We start from the raw sequence: 15433 nt of genomic DNA, 5'->3' as shown, positions 1-15433 counted from the left end.
GCGCATCTCCTAGGGGCCGGGCGGAAGCTCGGCCCCTAGCCGTGTGCCCCCGCCGAGGTGACCGGTCACTCTCCCTCCGCCAGCTCACACCACACGGTCTTCTCCACCCCCTGCTCCACACCCCACCGGAGGGACACCGCGTCGATCAGGGCAAGGCCGCGGCCCGCCTCATCCTCGTCTCCGGCAGGCAGGAGCACCGGCACGGCTTTCGCCTCCGGGTCGGTGACCTCGACGCGAATGCGCCCACCGTCCGTCCGGGCCACCCGTACGCGAACACACACACCCTCCCCCACATGCCGGATCACGTTGCCGACCAGTTCGGTGACGCAGAGCTGGACGTCGGCGCAGGGCGCGTCCAGGTAGCGACGGACAGTACGGCGCAGCCCTTGGAGCGCCTTCGGGACGGCGACGACCTCCACGTCCAGCGGCGGCCGGCTCGGCGCACGTTCCTCACCCCGCAGCGCCCTCGCCAGCTTGCGCGCCGTCGCCGTGTTGCAGTTGCCGAGCGCGACCAGTCCGGCCGGCGGCTGGTACGTGCCCGCGAAGCTCGGCAGGTCCACCCGCAGCGAGGGCAGGGTGATGCCGTGGGTGGACAGCGCGTCGCGCAGGTCGTCCACGCAGAGGGTGGTGTCGTAGGCGGAGTTGGCTCGGTGGGCGGAGGGGAGATTCGAGGACGACACGGTTGCGTACGCCTTCCTTTGCTGCTCTCTGTGACGAAACAGTCACACAGTGACGCCCACGCCGGTACCTTTTGAAGAGGTTTCGGCTGCGCAAGCGCAAGTGGCAAACGGCGGTGACGAGTTATGCCCCCACGCAAAGACCCGGACGCCTCGGCGAACGTCCCTTCCTTCTACGGCGCGGAGTTGCGCTACCAGCGGGAGCTTGCGGGACTGACCTTGGAGCAGCTGGCGGAGGGAAGCTTCCGGGGCGTGCCGTTCCTGAGCCAGATCGAGCGGGGCGAGCGGCGGATGCCGGTGGATCTGGCCCGGCACGTCGACAAGGTGCTGGGGACGGACGGGTTTTTCGAGCGGCGGTGTGAAGACGCCGCCAAGGCACGGCGGTCGGGGCATCCCCTCTATTTCGAGGATATGCCGGACCTGGAGAAACAGGCGGAGACGCTGGAGGAGTGGGCACCCAGCGTCATTCCTGGGCTTCTGCAGACCGAGCCGTACATGCGGGTGCTCATGCGCCACGTGCAGCCGTTGCCGTCACAAGAGCTGATCGAGAAGCGTGCCCGCGCGCGGTTGAAGCGGGCGGAACTGTGGAGCCGCGCGGACCGCCCTGCCTACTGGGCGATCCTCCACGAGGCGGTCATCCGGAATCCGCTGCTCCCCCCGGAGAAGATGGCCGAGCAGTTGGAACACATCCTCGACGTGGTCCAGTCCACGGACAGCGTTTTCCAGGTCGTCCCGCAAACAACCGCCGCGCACCCGCTCATGTACGGCATGGCCAAGATCATGACCTTCCCTGACGCGCCCCCGCTGGTGTGGACGGAGAGTAACTTCGACGGGCAGATTGTCGACTATCCGGCCCTCGTGAAGAGGTACCGGAGCTCTTACGATCTGCTCAGGGCCGTCGCACTTCCGCCTGAGGCGTCCCTGTCCCTGATCGAAGAAGCAGCGAGGAACTACAGACATGAAGCGCAGCACGGGGATTGACCTGAGTTCCGTCACCTGGCGCAAGAGCAGCTACAGCAACGGAGAAGGTGCCGACTGCGTGGAAGTCGCCCACGGAGTACCCCGCGTCATCCCCGTCCGCGACTCCAAGAACCTCCAGGACGGCCCCGTACTCCTGTTCCGCCCCCTCGCCTGGAGCGCCTTCCTCGGCTCCCTGAAGGGCTGACCCCACCCCGGTTATCCACAGGCCAAGCGGCAGGTCACGGTTTCTGCGATCTTGCCCGTGTGGAGCGGACGGACTTGAGGGCGCTGGCGGACAGAGGCGTCCTCCTCACCTCACGTGCCGTAGCGGCCGGCTGGCCCAGGCGTAGCCTGACGCGCGCGCTGCGAGCGGAGGGCTGGACGCAGCTCCGGCACGGCGCCTGGGCCGAACCGGGGCGCGACCCCGACCTGTTCACGCACCTCCGGGCCGTCCAACTCCGCGTACCACGGTTCGTCGTGAGCCACGGTTCGGCTGCTGCCCTCTGGCGCATCGAGCTGCTCGGCGGTGGCCGTAAGGCGCCGCTGGACTTCATCGACCCGCACCTCAGCATGCACCGCCTGGGCAGCGGCGTGCGCGTGCACCGGCTGCCGCTCGGCAGAAGTGACGTGGTGGAAAGGCAGGGGCTACGGCTCACCACCCCGACCCGCACGTGCGCCGACCTTCTCCGCCGCGGCCCGCGAGACCCGGCGATCGTCGCCGTGGACTCGGCCCTGACGTACCGCAGGGTCGGGCGAGTCCGACGCGCACCGCTGGTCCGGTTGGACGAGATCGCCGCCGCGCTGGGAAAGGCCTCGCAGGGGTCGGTCCGGGCCCTGAACTGGCTCCGGCTGGCCGACCCGCTCGCCGGCTCCCCTGCCGAGACGGTCGCCCGGCTGCGCATGTACGACGCCGGTCTGCACCCCGAGAGCCAAGCCGAGCTGCGCACACCGGACGGCAGTCGCCGCGTCGTCGACTTCCTCTTCCGGGCGGCAGGGCTCGCGGTGGAGATCGAAGGGTACGCCTACCACGGCACCCGTGAAGCCCACCGCAGGGACATCGACCGCTTCAACCAGCTCCTCCGCTGCCCCGAGATCCGCAGCCTCCTCCGCTTCAGCGCCGAGGACGTTTTCCGGCGGCCTGCGTACATGGTCGCGGAGATCAGGGCCACGCTGGCTTCTCTGACCGGCGATTCCAAGTGACCGTTGGGCCGCTCGCTTCTCGGCCAGTGTCGTGCTTCCACGGCCCGCCTCAAGGGCGCGTTCCGCGTCGCCTTCGGCGATGGGCCTCCGGCCCACCCTTGACCCGGCCCGCTCCAGCACGAGGAAGAAGCGAGCGAGCGACCCGAAGAGACGGTGGCCCCAGCGGTAACGGGCCCTCGGGTTGGCTGAGTCCGCATCGTCGGCGAGGGACGCGCGAACGCGCCTCGCCAGCACGCCGGGAGGGCTAAGCGGCGAACCATGAGTGGACGGGGCGCGGTCTCGCCTCGCCAGCACGCCGGATGGGATCGGCGGCTGCGGCTCATGCCGGGAATCCAGGGAGTCCCGGGACTCCCCGAGGGCCTCACCTCGCCCCTCCAGAGGGTGCCAAAGGGTGATTGGCGCGATTGGGCCAAGAGGCGGGATAGGTCAGGTGGCGGGAGGTCCGCCGGGGGTGGCCCAAATCCGCCAATCACCGGGCCCCTGTGACCCCAGGGGCTCATGGGACGCCAGCCCCTCCCCTCCCTCCCACCACCCACCGCAAGCCGCCAAACCCACCCGGCGTGCAGGCGAGACGCGACCGCGCACCCCCCACCCACCCCAAGCCGCCGAACCCACCCGGCGTGCAGGCGAGACGCGACCGCGTACCCCTAGCGCCGGGGGCGGACCCGGCTCGCCCACGGGCCCGCACCGGTAGGCGCCCACTTTGCCCCGGCCGCCCGCTCGCTTCTCCCTCGTGCTGGAGCGAGCCGAGTCAAGGGTGGGCCGGAGGCCCATCGCCGAAGGCGACGCGCAGCGCCCTTTACTCGGCTCGCGGAAGCACGACACTGGCCAAAGAAGCGGGCGGCCGGGTTCAGCCCACAGCGACCCTTTCAGCGCCGGGGCAGGTCACCCCCTCCCCCTCAGCTCCCCCAGCTCCCTCAGCTCCTCCTTCAGTACCTTTCCGCTCGCGTTGCGCGGCAGGGTCGGTACGAACTCCACCGACCTCGGCACCTTGTAGTTCGCCATCTCCCGGCGGGACCAGGCGATCAGGTCGTCCGAGGTCAGCGGCGACCCCGGGCGGCGTACGACGAAGGCCTTGGCCACCTCGCCCAGGCGGGGGTCCGGGACGCCGATGACCGCCGCGTCCGTCACGTCCGGGTGGGCGCACAGCACTTGCTCTATCTCCGCCGGGTACGCGTTGAAGCCGCCGACGATGAACATGTCCTTCAGGCGGTCCGTGATGCGCAGGTTGCCCGCCTCGTCCAGGACGCCGACGTCGCCCGTGCGCAGCCAGCCGTCCGCGGTGATCGCCTCGGAGGTGGCCTCGGGGTCCTCGTAGTAGCCCCGCATGACGTTGAAGCCCCGGACCAGTACCTCCCCAGGGGTGCCGGAAGGCGCGGTCACTTTCACCTCCGTGCCGGGGATCGGGCGGCCGGAGGTGGAGGCGATCACCGTGGGGGCGTCGTCGCGGCGGCACATGGTGACGATTCCGGTGGCTTCCGAGAGGCCGTACGCCGTCAGGACCGTCCCGACGCCGAGTTCCTCGCGCAGGCGTTCCACCAGGCTGAGCGGGACCACCGCGGCTCCCGTCACCACCAGGCGCAAGCTGGAGAGGTCGTGGGCGTCCCGGGTGGGGTGGTCGAGGAGCTGCTGGTGCAGGGTCGGCGGGCCCGGCAGGACCGACACGCGTTCCGCCGTGATGTTCGCCAGGGCCGTGTCCACGCTGAACACCGGCTGCGGGATCATCGTCGCCCCGCGCATCAGGCAGGCGAGCACTCCGGCCTTGTAGCCGAAGGTGTGGAAGAAGGGGTTGATGATCAGGTAGCGGTCGGACCGGCGCAGGCCGGCCAGGTCCGCCCAGGTTTCGTACGCGCGCAGGGTCTGGCCGTGCGTGATCATCGCGCCCTTGGGGCGGCCCGTCGTACCGGACGTGAAGACGATGTCCGAGAGGGTCGAGCCAGTCAGCTCACGTTCGCGGGCCAGCACGTCCGGCCCCGCCACGCCCTCGCCCGCCGCGAGGAAGTTCTTCCACGTCTCGAAGTCGGGCGGTGCGTCGTCCGAGAGGACCACCACCCGGTCCAGGGTCGGCAGAGCGGGGAGCGGGCGCCCTCCGGCCGGTCCCCCGGCGCCGGCCGCCCCCGCCGCCCGTCTCAGCGACGCCACGTACGACGTGCCGAGGAACGTCCCCGTCACGAACAGCAGCCTCGCCCCGCTGCGGCGCAGGACGTCCGTCGCCTCCGCCCCCTTGAAGCGGGTGTTCAGCGGTACCAGGACCGCGCCCGCCGAGACCGCGCCGAGGGCCGCGACGATCCAGTCCAGGGTGTTGGGGGCCCAGACGGCGACCCGGTCGCCCACCTGCACGCCGCTCGCCAGGCAGGCCGCCGCCGCGCGTTCGACGCGGGCGCCGAGTTCGGCGTACGTGATCCTCGTGCGGCCCTCGACCACGGCCTCGGTGTCCGCGTACCGCTCGGCCGCCGACCGCACCAGTTCCGGGATGGTTTCCCATGGGGTCATGGACCGGCCTCCCCCAGGAGCACACCTAGCTGACGGATCGTCAGGTTAGCGGTAATCTGACTGACTGTCAGGAGAGGGGGTGCCCACCGTGGCAGGAGCAGGGGTCAAGGACGCCGCCGCCATCGTCGGGATCGGGCAGACCGCGTTCGCCCGGCAGTTGGCCGAGGACGAGAAGACGCTCGCCTGCCGGGCCGTGCTCGCCGCGCTCGACGACGCGGGGATCGCGCCCGGCGAGGTCGACGCGCTCGCCTCCTACACCATGGAGGAGACCGATGAGGTGGAGCTCGCGAAGGCCGTCGGATTCGGGGATCTGACCTTCTTCAGCAAGGTGGGGTACGGAGGGGGCGGCTCCTGTGCGACCGTCGCTCATCTCGCCGCCGCCATCGCCTCCGGGCAGGCCACCGTGGGGGTCGCGTGGCGGTCCAGGAAGAGGGGGAGCGGGCCCCGGCCCTGGACCGACACGGCCGTGCAGCTGCCCACTCCTGCCCAGTGGACCCGCCCCTTCGGTCTCCTCCGCCCCGCCGACGAGATCGCCATGCTGGCCCGGCGGTACATGCACGAGTACGGCGTGACGCGCGATCATCTGTTCAATGTGGCGCTGGCCTGCCGGAACCGGGCCAACCAGAACCCCGCCGCCGTCATGTACGAACGGCCGCTGACGCGCGAGATGTACATGACCTCGCGGTGGATCAGTGAGCCGCTGTGCCTCTACGACAACTGCCTGGAGACGGACGGCGCCCTCGCCTGTGTGGTGGTGAGCAAGGAGCGCGCCCGGGACTGCCGGCAGCGGCCCGTGTACGTCCATGCCGCCGCGCAGGGGCTGCCCGCCCAGCACCACGGCATGGTCAACTACTGGAACGACGACCCCCTGACCGGCCCCGCCTGGACCGCCGCCCGGCACCTGTGGAAGCACGCCGACCTCACGCCGGAGGACATCGACGTCGCGCAGATCTACGACGCCTTCACCGCGCTGATCCCGCTGTCCCTGGAGGGCTACGGCTTCTGCGGGCGGGGCGAGGGCGGCGCCTTCACCGAGCAGGGGGCCCTGGAGACCGGCGGGCGGCTGCCGATCAACACCGGCGGGGGCGGGCTCAGCGAGGCCTACGTGCACGGCTTCAACCTCGTCAACGAGGGCGTCAAGCAGCTGCGCGGCACCAGTACCGCCCAGGTTCCGGGCGCCGCGACCTGCCTGGTCACGGCCGGTGAAGGCGTCCCCACCTCCGCTCTCCTCCTCAGGAGCTGACCGCCATGCTGAGTCCCGTCACCGACACCGACGGCGCCCCGTTCTGGGAGTACGCGGCCCGCGGAGAGCTGCGCGTCCAGGCGTGCGCCGACTGCGGTGAGCTTCGCTTCCCGCCCCGGCCCTGCTGCCCGCACTGCCGGTCGTTCGCGAGCGAGTGGCGGCCGGTGTCGGGGCGCGGGCGCGTGTGGTCGTACGTCGTGCCCCATCCGCCGCTGCTGCCCGACTACGCGGAGCAGGCGCCGTACAACGTGGTCGTCGTGGAGCTGGAGGAGGCCCCGCGGATACGGCTCGTGGGGAACGTGGTGGCGCGGGCCGGGGCCCCGCTGGACTCCCTCGATCCGGCGTGCCTGCGGATCGGCGCCCGGGTGCGGGCGGTCTTCTCCGGGGGGCTGCCGCAGTGGGTGCTCGTGTGAACACGGTCCTGCTCGACGTGGACGAAGGCGCGGGGGTCGCCGTCGTCACGCTGAACCGGCCGGAGCGGCTCAACGCCATCGACCTGGACATGGTCCGGGAACTGCGCGGTGTCTGGCGCCAGTTGCGGTTCGACGACGCGGTGCGGGCCGTCGTGCTCACCGGGAGCGGGGAGCGGGCGTTCTGTACGGGCATCGACCGGGGCGCCGTCGTGCCGCAGCCCGACTCTCCGTACATGCAGGACGATCCGCTGCTGGGCGTGGGGCCGAAGGCGAACGGGCTGTGGAAGCCGGTCGTCGCCGCGGTGGAGGGGATGGCCTGCGGGGGTGCCTTCTATCTGCTCGGGGAGTGCGAGTTCGTCGTCGCCGGGGCCGGCGCCGCCTTCTTCGACCCGCACACCACCTACGGGATGGTCAGCGCCTACGAGTCGATGCTCATGGCGCAGCGCATGCCGTACGGCGAGGTCGCGCGGATGGCGCTCATGGGCAGCGCCGAGCGGCTGTCGGCCCGGCGGGCGTACGAGGTCGGTCTGGTCTGCGAAGTCGCCGAGGCGGGCGGGGCGTCGGCGGTGGCCATCGAGTGCGCCGCCGTCATCGCGGGGTATCCGGCCGAGGCCGTGCAGGGGACCGTGCGGGCGTTGTGGGCGGCCCGGGAGGCCTCTCTCGCCCAGGCGTTCGCGCAGGCGCCGCATCTGATCTCGCTGGGGAATCTGCCGGGCGCGCGGCAGGCGGAGCTGTTCGCCGCCCGCCGCGCGGACTTCAGGACACGGTGAGGTTCACCAGTTGTAGGAGGCGACCGGGTCCAGGTCGCAGTGGTCGACCTCCGGGGCGTTCTCCTCGGCGTTGTCCACCGGCACCCGGATGGTCTTCGTGCCGCTCGCGGGCACACTGACCTCCTTGATGGTGCCGTTGACGGTCATGTCGTCCGCGTCCTCGAAGGTGATGTGGACGTCGAAGCTGCTGTCGGCGGCGTTCGGGTTGGTGACCTCGATGGTCGCGTAGGGCTTCTTCACCGTCGCGCAGCTCACCAGCCGTGCCGTGCCGTCCTGGTGTTCGGAGGGGGTCGATCCGCCGGACGAGGTGCCGGAGGTGCCGCCGGAGTAGTCGTCGTCATCGTCGTAGTCGTGGTGTGTGCCCGAGCCGTAGCCGCCGCCCGACGACGTGGACGAGGAGCTGTCGTGGTCCTGGCTGGAGCTGCTGCACCCGCCACCGCCGCTGCCGCCGCTGTGTCCGTGGCCGCGGCTCTTGAATCCGGTCAGCGCCAGGACGACCAGGACCGATACCGCCGTCAGTCTGAGCATGTGTCCCCGTCGATGCATGCCGAGCACTCTAGGGGATGCCTGTCACGGGCATGTCACTGTGTGGCGACCGCCGGGTACCCGGCGTAGCCTCTGCCCTGAGAGCGGTGGACGCCACGCCGCTCCCCCGCGACGACGGCCGCCGTCCCAGGCCCTTCCGTGTAACCGGTACGACGGCCGTCTCCCGCTCAGGCGGTCCGCGCGGTGCCCGTGCCCTTCTCCGCGTCCAACGCGTAGACGCACCGGTCCTTGCTGCACGCGTACACCACGCCGTCCTTGACCACCGGGGAGCCGGTGATCTCGCCGCCGGTCGCCAGCTTCCAGCGCAGGCGCCCGTCGTCGGCCTTCAGGGTGTACAGCAGGTGGTCGGTGGAGCCGAAATGGATGCGGCCCTCCGCCACCGCGGGCGCGCCCACGACGTCGCCGCCCGCCTGGAAGCGCCACTTGGGGGTGCCGGTGACCGCGTCGAGGGTGTAGAGGCCCTTGCCGCTGCCGACGTGCACGTGCCCGGCGGCCACCAGGACCGGCTCGACGGAGGAGCGGGCCTCGGTGGCGATGCGCCAGCGGTCGCGGCCGTCGGCGGCGTCGAGGGCGTAGACCGTGCCGAGGTAGTCGGCGAGGTAGACGCCGCCGCCGGTGACGGCCGGGCCCGGGGCGAAGGCCGGCGGGCTCAGGAAGACCGCCGGGGCCTCGAAGTGCCAGCGGACCATGCCGCTCACCGCCTCGATGGCGAGCACGCGGGTGCCCGCGGAGACGTAGACGCAGCCGTCGGGGGCCGGGGCCAGCCGGACCGGGACGCCACCGCAGGAGGCCGCGTCGCCGATGGGGTACGACCAGCGCTCCTCGCCGGTGCGGGCCTCCAGGGCGCGCAGCCGGGCGTCCTGCCAGACGTAGACCGTGCCGTCGTGCACGACCGCGCCCGCCTCCGGGGACTCGAAGTCGCTCTGGCAGCCGGTGATCTCCCACAGCTTCTGCCCGCTCGCCGCCTCCCAGGCCTGGACGCCGCCGCCGCGGGTGCCGGTGACGACCGTGCCGCGGTCGGCCTTGAGGGAGTACACCCAGGCGTCCGTGGACAGCCGCCACAGGTCGGTGCCCTCGCGGGCGTCCAGGGCGAACAGGGTGGGGCCGTCGGAGGCGTGGATACGGCCGTCCGCCACCGCCATGGACCAGGCGACGTCCCGGGTCTTGAAGCGGCGGCGGCCGGTGGCCACGTCCAGGGCGTGCACCTCGAAGGAGGTGACGTAGACCAGGTCGCCGTCGACGGAGGGGGTGCCCCACACGTCGTTGGACATGCGGAACCGCCAGGGGCGCCAGCCCGCCGCCGTCTCCGGGGGCTGCGGCGGCACGGGCGGTACGGCGGGGTCGGCGCCGGCCAGGCCGGGGCGGGGCCGGGACCAGCTCGCCACCAGGCCGGCCTCGGGCGGGGGCGCCTTGACGGCGGCGGCGCGGGCGTCGGCGACCCGGGGGCCGGGGCCGATGGGCACCGGGGCGCCGGCCAGCCGGACCGGGCCGGTGTCGGGGGCCCCTGTCGGGACGGACACCGCAGCGCTCGCGGGCGCCGGGACCGGCGGGTCGTACGGCGGCGGCGGGGGCACGGCCTGCCGGCCGCCGCTGCGCGGGCCGCCGGCCGGGGCCGGGGCGGGCTTGGCGGCGGGGCGTCCGCCGCGGCGGGCCTCGATGAGGGCGACCGCCTTCTCCGGCAGCCAGGCGGAGGCGGTGCCGCTGTCGTCGGATCCGGACCCGAAGAGGTGCGGGGCGAGCTGGGCCTGGAGGTCGGCCGGGGTGGGCCGGGCGGTGGCCTCCATCTGCATGCAGGCCTCGATCAGCGGGCGCAGTTCGTCCGGCAGGCCGGTGAGGTCCGGGCCTTCGCGCAGCAGCATGAAGACGGTCTCGACCGGGTTGGCGCCGTGGAAGGGCGGGTGGCCGGTGGCCGCGAAGACGAGGGTGGAGCCGAGGGAGAAGACGTCGCTGGCGCCGGTGACGCTGCGGGAGTCCTTGGCCTGCTCCGGGGACATGTAGGCGGGGGTGCCGACGGCGACGTTCGTCATCGTCAGACGGGTGTTCGAGACCCCGGAGGCGATACCGAAGTCGATCACGCGGGGGCCGTCCTCGACCACGAGCACGTTGGAGGGCTTGAGGTCGCGGTGGACCAGCCCGGCGCCGTGGATGGACTGCAGGGCCTCCGCGACGCCGGCCGCGAGCCAGCGCACGGCCTGGGCCGGGAGCGGCCCGCAGTCGTTCACTATTTCCTCGAGCGAGGGCGCGGGGACGTAGGCGGTGGCCAGCCAGGGCACGGCGGCGCGCGGGTCCGCGTCGACCACGGCCGCGGTGTAGAAGCCGGAGACCGCGCGGGCCGCCTCCACCTCGCGGGTGAAGCGGACGCGGAAGAGCTGGTCCTCGGCCAGCTCGGTGCGCACCGTCTTGATCGCCACGCGCCGGCCCGACGCCGAGCGCGCGAGATAGACCAGCCCCATGCCGCCGGCGCCCAGCCGGCCCAGCACCTCGAACGGCCCGATCCGCCGCGGATCGTGCTGCGTCAGCTGATCCACCACTGCCTGCCACCTCCCCGTACGAGCCGCGCCACTCTCCATAGGTACGCGACCGAAGTGCAGCGTCTCACCACCGCACCGCCATGGCGGCACGCACCCCGATTCTTCCTGGCCGGGCGGCTGGTTGCGAACCCGGTGACAATCAGGGTGTCTCACGCTGAAACATCCCAAAGTGGGCGCATCAGCGCTGGAGCAGTGCGAACGACGCCCCTTGATTGTCGGTGACGACGGCCACCACTCCGTACGACGTCCCGAAGGGTGACGCCTGCACCCGCCCGCCGAGCCGGTGCACGGCCCCGAGGGCGTCCGCCAGGTCCGTGACCCGGAAGTGGACGAGGAAGTGCGGGGGCATCTCGGCCGGGAAGACGTCGGTGACCTCGGCGCGGCCGAAGTCGGGCTCGGCGTCGGTGCCGAACAGGGCGTCGTGGAAGAGACCGCCGTAGAAGGCGTTGGCCGCGGCGGTGTCCCGGGTGTACAGCTCGGCCCAGACGAAGGTGTTCGGCTCGCGCCGCCGCCCGAAGCCGCGATGGGTGCCGGGCTGCCACAGGCCGAAGACCGCGCCCTCGGGGTCGGCGGCCAGGGCGGCGACGCCCAGGTCGCCCACCGCGAACGGGGCCATGACCAGCTGCCCGCCGGCCGCCGTGATCCGCCGGCCGAGGGCCTCGGCGTCCGCGGTGGCGAAGGAGACGGTCCAGACCGTGGGCATCCGGCCGTCCGTCTTCGGAGCCAGCGAGGCGACGGGGTCGCCGTCCAGCCGGGCCCACACGGAGGAGCCGTACGCCTCCTCGAAGGTCCACCCGAAAAGCTCACCGTAGAACCGCTTGCCCGCCTCGACGTCGGGCAGCTGGGCGTCCACCCAGCAGGGGACGCCCTCCCCGTATGTCTCTTCGTTCGTGGATGCCCTGTTTTCGGCCATGTCGTCAAAGTAACCGGGCCGCGCGCACCGCGCAGACCAGGCACACCACCCCCGTTGCCCCCGTGCACCCCATTTGCAGTCGGCCGAATCGCGCTCCGATCACCCCTCGGTAAGCTGACGGCATGACAGGACAAGTGCGTACCGTCGACGGCCGCGTGGCCGGCCGGCGTGGGCAGGCGACCCGGCAGAAGCTGCTCGACTGCCTCAGCGAGATGCTCAGCTCCTCCCCGTACCGGGACGTCAAGGTCATCGATGTCGCCCGGAAGGCGGGCACTTCGCCCGCGACCTTCTACCAGTACTTCCCGGACGTCGAAGGCGCCGTCCTGGAGATCGCCGAGCGGATGGCGGCCGAGGGCGCGGGACTGACCGAACTCCTCGAAGGACGCACCTGGACCGGCAAGTCGGGCTGGCAGACGGCGCAGGAACTCGTGGACGGGTTCCTGGAGTTCTGGCGCAGGCACGACGCGATCCTGCGGGTGGTCGACCTCGGCGCCGCCGAGGGGGACAAACGGTTCTACAAGATCCGCATGAAGATCCTCAACTCGGTCACCAACTCCCTGGCGGACTCCATCGCGGAACTGCAGTCCAAGGGCCGGATCGACAAGGACGTGAACCCGGCCGCGGTGGCCGGCTCGCTGGTCGCGATGCTCGCGGCGGTGGCGGCCCACCAGAAGGGCTTCTCGTCCTGGGGCGTGAAACAGGCCGAACTCAAGCCCAATCTGGCGTTGTTGGTGTACCTGGGTGTGACGGGCAGGAAGCCGTCCAAGTAAGCACGCACCCGTTGTCGGGGTCCAAGTCCTGTCTGGCAGGCGGTGGTTCACACGGTGAGCCACCGCCTGCCGTCTACGCCGGCAACGGCCGGTCCCGGACCACGTGTTTCATCACGAGCGTCGACGTGAGCCGCTGCACCCCCGGCAGCGTCGCCAGCCGCTCGTCGTACAGCCGCTGGAAGGCGGCCAGGTCGGCGGTGGCCACCCGAAGCAGATAGTCCGGCTCGCCGAACAGCCGCTGGGCGTCCAGCACATGCTCCAGCTCGCTGACCGCCCGCTCGAACTCGGCGACCGTGTCCCGGTCCTCCTGGCGCATGGAGACGAAGACCAGCGCCTCGAAGTTCAGGCCGAGCGAGGCCGGGTCCACCCTCGCGCGGTAGCCCTGGATGGCGCCGGACCGCTCCAGCTCGCGCAGCCGCCGGTGGCAGGGCGAGACACTGAGCCGCACCCGGGCGGCCAGCTCGGTCACGGTCAGCCGCCCGTCCTGCTGCAGCTCGGCAAGGATCTTCCGGTCTACGTCGTCCATGAGGAAGATATTTGCGCAGAACGCGCGATCATGGGAAAACTTCGGGAACACTTTCGGGACATTCGCGCCTAATGTCCCCGGCATGGACTCAGGACTGCTCTTCTCCTTCCTCGTCGTGGACCTGCTGCTGGTGTGCGTACCGGGCGCCGACTGGGCGTACGTCATCGCGACCGCCCTGCGCAACGGCTCGGTCCCCCGCGCGGTGGCGGGCCTGGTCTGCGGCTACGCCCTGCACACCGCCCTGGCGACCGCGGGCCTGGCGGTGCTGGTGGCGGGCTCGCCCCGGCTGCTGACGGCCCTGACGGCGGCCGGCGCGGGCTACCTGCTGTGGCTGGGCTGGGGCGTCCTGCGCCACCCGGCGGTCCCGGACGCGGACACCACGGCGACGCCCGACGGCCGCCTGTTCCTGCGCGGCGCGACGATCAGCGGCCTGAACCCCAAGGGCCTGCTGCTGTACCTCTCCGTGCTCCCCCAGTTCCTCACCCTCCGGGGCGCCCGTCTCCCCGTACCCGCGCAGACGGCGGCGCTCGGCCTCCTCCACATGGCCTGCTGCGCGGCCGTCTACCTCACCGTCGGCACCCTCGCCCGTACCCTCCTCGGGGCCCGCCCGGCAGCGGCCCGGGCGGTGACCCGCACGTCGGGCGCGGCGATGCTCGGCATCGGCGCGTTCTTGCTGGTGGAGAGGCTGGCGACGTTCTAGTCCGGGTTTCCGGTGAGCCGGAACAGCCGGATCTCCCGCTCCACGCGCGCCTGATACGTGGCGTACGGCGGCCAGAACGCCAGCAGTGCCTGCCAGACGGTGTCCCGCTCCGCCCCCGTGAGCAACCGGGCCGAGACCGGGACGTCCCGGCCCTTCCAGCTCACCGAGGCCTCCGGGTGGGCGAGGAGGTTGTGGGTCCAGGCGGGATGGCCGGGGCGGCCGAAGTTGGAGCCGATCAGGATCCAGGTCCTGCCCTCCTCCTCGGGCAGGCAGGCCAGCGGGGTCCGGCGGGGCCGTCCCGTCCTCGCTCCTGTCGAGGTGAGGATCACGCCCGGCAGCAGCTGGGCGCTGAGCAGGAACTTTCCCCCGGTGAGCCGGTGCACGCCCCGGTCGAGGGCCGGGATGACATGCGGGGCGACCTTGGCGAACAGCCGGGTGCAGGACACCTTCCGGACGAGCCGGACGACGAGTGCCGCGGGCATCAGACGGCCACCTCCCCGCCCGTGAACAGGCCCGTCACGGCCGCGGCCCGGTCCCGCAGCCGGTGGACCGGCCCGAACAGCAGCTCGTCGCCGGCCGCCCGCTTGAAGTACAGGTGGGCGTCGTGTTCCCAGGTGAACCCGATGCCGCCGTGCAGCTGGATGCCTTCGGCGGCGGCGTGGCGCAGCGCCTCCAGAGCCTGCGCGAGCGCGAGACCGCCGGCCCGCCCGCCCCGGCCTGCCGCCCAGGCGGCGTAGTACGCGGCCGAGCGTGCCGCCTGCACCGCCACGTACACGTCCGCCAGCCGGTGCTTCACGGCCTGGAAGGACCCGATGGGCCGTCCGAACTGCCTGCGCTGTCCGGCGTACTCCACGGTCCGCTCCAGGATGCTGTCGGCCGCCCCTACGGCCTCTGCGGCGAGCACCGTGGCGACGGCGTCCCCGGTCCTGGCGAGGGCGGGGAGGACGTCCGCTTCCTCCGACCCCAGCAACTCGGCCGGTACGTCCCGTAGTTGGACGCGTCCTTGCGGGCGGGTGGCGTCCAGTGCGGTCTGCCGGGCGCGGAGCAGTCCAGGAGCGTCGTCCGCCACCAGGAACAGCAGGGCCCGCGACCGGGCGAAGCCCCCGGTGTGCGCGGCGAGGAGCAGCACCTGAGCGCTGTGCCCGTCCAGCACCTGCCCGGCCTCCCCGTACAGCCGCCACCTGCCCTCCGCCCGCCGCGCCTGCACCCCGCCGGCCCGTCCGCCGCCGGCGCTGTAGCCGTCGTTCGCGCCGGTCAGGGCGAGGGCGGTGGCGAGCGCGGGCCCGGAGACGGCGAGGGCGGCGGTGCGGGACCCGGCGGCGATGCGCGGCAGCAGCTCGGCGCGCTGGGCCTCGGTGCCGAGGGCGAGGACCAGCGGAGCGGTGAGGACGGAGGTGGCGAGCAGCGGCGAGGGCGCCAGGGCGCGTCCTGTCTCCTCGCAGGCGAGGGCCAGCTCGGTGACCGAGCAGCCGACGCCGCCGTACCGCTCGGGCAGGGCGAGTCCGGGCAGGCCGAGCCGGTCGGCGAGGGCCGACCACAGGCCGGGATCGTGACCGGCGGGCGTGTCGACGGCGGAGCGCACCTCTGCCGGGCCGCAGCGTTTGCGCAGCACCTCGCGCAGGGTCCGGCGGATCTCGTCCTGTTCGGCGGTGAGGCGCGTGTCCATGGCCTTCCCTCCCTGTCTGACGGTC

The 15433-nt window shown here is 72.2% G+C and carries 16 protein-coding genes; 8 read left to right on the top strand and 8 right to left on the bottom strand.

The genetic code is table 11. The features are described 5' to 3' along the window. Nucleotides 1-65 precede the first annotated feature (65 nt). Entirely contained in the window at nucleotides 66-680 is a 615-nt protein-coding gene (locus AB0L21_RS03060) for an ATP-binding protein (protein ID WP_365781885.1), read from the bottom strand. A 123-nt stretch (nucleotides 681-803) separates the two neighbouring features. Between AB0L21_RS03060 and AB0L21_RS03055 the strand changes: the two genes are divergently transcribed. The 3 genes from AB0L21_RS03055 to AB0L21_RS03045 are packed head-to-tail and all read left to right on the top strand — an operon-like array spanning nucleotide 804 to nucleotide 2837. Beyond that, nucleotides 804-1658: a helix-turn-helix transcriptional regulator gene (locus tag AB0L21_RS03055; protein WP_365781883.1), complete on the top strand. Its 855-nt coding sequence runs from the start codon at nucleotides 804-806 to the stop codon at nucleotides 1656-1658. Then, complete coding sequence (locus AB0L21_RS03050) at nucleotides 1636-1842, top strand: DUF397 domain-containing protein (RefSeq protein WP_365781881.1); 207 nt, start codon at nucleotides 1636-1638, stop codon at nucleotides 1840-1842. The genes AB0L21_RS03055 and AB0L21_RS03050 overlap by 23 nt, the downstream gene beginning before the upstream one ends. 59 nt (nucleotides 1843-1901) lie before the next feature. Further along, nucleotides 1902-2837: a hypothetical protein gene (locus AB0L21_RS03045; protein WP_365781879.1), complete on the top strand. Its 936-nt coding sequence runs from the start codon at nucleotides 1902-1904 to the stop codon at nucleotides 2835-2837. An 885-nt stretch (nucleotides 2838-3722) separates the two neighbouring features. On the opposite strand, the gene AB0L21_RS03040 is transcribed toward AB0L21_RS03045, so the two are convergent. After that, a complete protein-coding gene (locus AB0L21_RS03040; RefSeq protein WP_365781877.1) occupies nucleotides 3723-5330 on the bottom strand; it encodes a FadD3 family acyl-CoA ligase in 1608 nt (535 codons plus the stop codon). An 88-nt stretch (nucleotides 5331-5418) separates the two neighbouring features. On the opposite strand from AB0L21_RS03040, the gene AB0L21_RS03035 reads away from it, so the two are divergent. Genes AB0L21_RS03035 through AB0L21_RS03025 form a run of 3 tightly spaced genes read left to right on the top strand, consistent with a single transcriptional unit; the run spans nucleotide 5419 to nucleotide 7756 of the window. After that, entirely contained in the window at nucleotides 5419-6573 is a 1155-nt protein-coding gene (locus AB0L21_RS03035; protein ID WP_365702574.1) for a lipid-transfer protein, read from the top strand. A 5-nt stretch (nucleotides 6574-6578) separates the two neighbouring features. After that, complete coding sequence (locus AB0L21_RS03030; RefSeq protein ID WP_365781875.1) at nucleotides 6579-6986, top strand: OB-fold domain-containing protein; 408 nt, start codon at nucleotides 6579-6581, stop codon at nucleotides 6984-6986. Beyond that, the gene (locus AB0L21_RS03025) at nucleotides 6983-7756 is read left to right on the top strand and encodes an enoyl-CoA hydratase/isomerase family protein (protein ID WP_365781873.1); all 774 of its coding nucleotides are present in this window, start codon (nucleotides 6983-6985) and stop codon (nucleotides 7754-7756) included. The genes AB0L21_RS03030 and AB0L21_RS03025 overlap by 4 nt, the downstream gene beginning before the upstream one ends. A 3-nt stretch (nucleotides 7757-7759) precedes the next feature. On the opposite strand, the gene AB0L21_RS03020 is transcribed toward AB0L21_RS03025, so the two are convergent. The 3 genes from AB0L21_RS03020 to AB0L21_RS03010 form a co-directional block, all read right to left on the bottom strand. Beyond that, nucleotides 7760-8302 carry a hypothetical protein gene (locus AB0L21_RS03020; RefSeq protein WP_365781871.1) on the bottom strand — a complete coding sequence of 181 codons (543 nt, stop codon included), beginning with the start codon at nucleotides 8300-8302 and terminating at the stop codon, nucleotides 7760-7762. A 167-nt stretch (nucleotides 8303-8469) separates the two neighbouring features. Beyond that, nucleotides 8470-10833, bottom strand: a complete 2364-nt coding sequence (locus AB0L21_RS03015; protein WP_365702356.1) for a serine/threonine-protein kinase — start codon at nucleotides 10831-10833, stop codon at nucleotides 8470-8472. Nucleotides 10834-11011: 178 nt separating this feature from the next. Continuing rightward, the gene (locus AB0L21_RS03010; protein WP_365702354.1) at nucleotides 11012-11746 is read right to left on the bottom strand and encodes a VOC family protein; all 735 of its coding nucleotides are present in this window, start codon (nucleotides 11744-11746) and stop codon (nucleotides 11012-11014) included. Nucleotides 11747-11868: 122 nt separating this feature from the next. Here AB0L21_RS03010 and AB0L21_RS03005 point away from each other — a divergent pair, with 122 nt between their 5' ends. After that, complete coding sequence (locus AB0L21_RS03005; protein ID WP_365702352.1) at nucleotides 11869-12516, top strand: TetR family transcriptional regulator; 648 nt, start codon at nucleotides 11869-11871, stop codon at nucleotides 12514-12516. A 73-nt stretch (nucleotides 12517-12589) separates the two neighbouring features. On the opposite strand, the gene AB0L21_RS03000 is transcribed toward AB0L21_RS03005, so the two are convergent. Continuing rightward, a complete protein-coding gene (locus AB0L21_RS03000) occupies nucleotides 12590-13042 on the bottom strand; it encodes an Lrp/AsnC family transcriptional regulator (RefSeq protein ID WP_365702351.1) in 453 nt (150 codons plus the stop codon). Between the two features lie 82 nt (nucleotides 13043-13124). Here AB0L21_RS03000 and AB0L21_RS02995 point away from each other — a divergent pair, with 82 nt between their 5' ends. Next, a complete protein-coding gene (locus AB0L21_RS02995; protein ID WP_365781869.1) occupies nucleotides 13125-13742 on the top strand; it encodes a LysE family translocator in 618 nt (205 codons plus the stop codon). On the opposite strand, the gene AB0L21_RS02990 is transcribed toward AB0L21_RS02995, so the two are convergent. Then, nucleotides 13739-14224: a nitroreductase family deazaflavin-dependent oxidoreductase gene (locus tag AB0L21_RS02990; protein WP_365781867.1), complete on the bottom strand. Its 486-nt coding sequence runs from the start codon at nucleotides 14222-14224 to the stop codon at nucleotides 13739-13741. The two genes, AB0L21_RS02995 and AB0L21_RS02990, sit on opposite strands and share 4 nt — an antisense overlap. Beyond that, complete coding sequence (locus tag AB0L21_RS02985; protein ID WP_365781865.1) at nucleotides 14224-15408, bottom strand: acyl-CoA dehydrogenase family protein; 1185 nt, start codon at nucleotides 15406-15408, stop codon at nucleotides 14224-14226. The genes AB0L21_RS02990 and AB0L21_RS02985 overlap by 1 nt, the downstream gene beginning before the upstream one ends. Between the last annotated feature and the right edge of the window lie 25 nt (nucleotides 15409-15433).

Origin of the sequence: Streptomyces sp. NPDC052721 (genome assembly GCF_040678315.1) — a bacterium.
Taxonomy (GTDB): Bacteria; Actinomycetota; Actinomycetes; order Streptomycetales; family Streptomycetaceae; genus Streptomyces.
Note: the sequence above shows the minus strand (reverse complement) of the source record. Positions and strands in the feature narration are given on the sequence as shown.

Excerpts from the sequence above, each read along its gene's own strand:
- AB0L21_RS03030 (WP_365781875.1), top strand. The coding sequence starts at position 6,579 with ATGCTGAGTCCCGTCACCGACACCGACGGCGCCCCGTTCTGGGAGTAC.
- AB0L21_RS03010 (WP_365702354.1), bottom strand. The coding sequence starts at position 11,746 with ATGGCCGAAAACAGGGCATCCACGAACGAAGAGACATACGGGGAGGGC.
- AB0L21_RS03055 (WP_365781883.1), top strand. The coding sequence starts at position 804 with ATGCCCCCACGCAAAGACCCGGACGCCTCGGCGAACGTCCCTTCCTTC.
- AB0L21_RS03020 (WP_365781871.1), bottom strand. The coding sequence starts at position 8,302 with ATGCATCGACGGGGACACATGCTCAGACTGACGGCGGTATCGGTCCTG.
- AB0L21_RS03000 (WP_365702351.1), bottom strand. The coding sequence starts at position 13,042 with ATGGACGACGTAGACCGGAAGATCCTTGCCGAGCTGCAGCAGGACGGG.
- AB0L21_RS02985 (WP_365781865.1), bottom strand. The coding sequence starts at position 15,408 with ATGGACACGCGCCTCACCGCCGAACAGGACGAGATCCGCCGGACCCTG.
- AB0L21_RS02995 (WP_365781869.1), top strand. The coding sequence starts at position 13,125 with ATGGACTCAGGACTGCTCTTCTCCTTCCTCGTCGTGGACCTGCTGCTG.
- AB0L21_RS03040 (WP_365781877.1), bottom strand. The coding sequence starts at position 5,330 with ATGACCCCATGGGAAACCATCCCGGAACTGGTGCGGTCGGCGGCCGAG.
- AB0L21_RS03050 (WP_365781881.1), top strand. The coding sequence starts at position 1,636 with ATGAAGCGCAGCACGGGGATTGACCTGAGTTCCGTCACCTGGCGCAAG.
- AB0L21_RS02990 (WP_365781867.1), bottom strand. The coding sequence starts at position 14,224 with ATGCCCGCGGCACTCGTCGTCCGGCTCGTCCGGAAGGTGTCCTGCACC.
- AB0L21_RS03005 (WP_365702352.1), top strand. The coding sequence starts at position 11,869 with ATGACAGGACAAGTGCGTACCGTCGACGGCCGCGTGGCCGGCCGGCGT.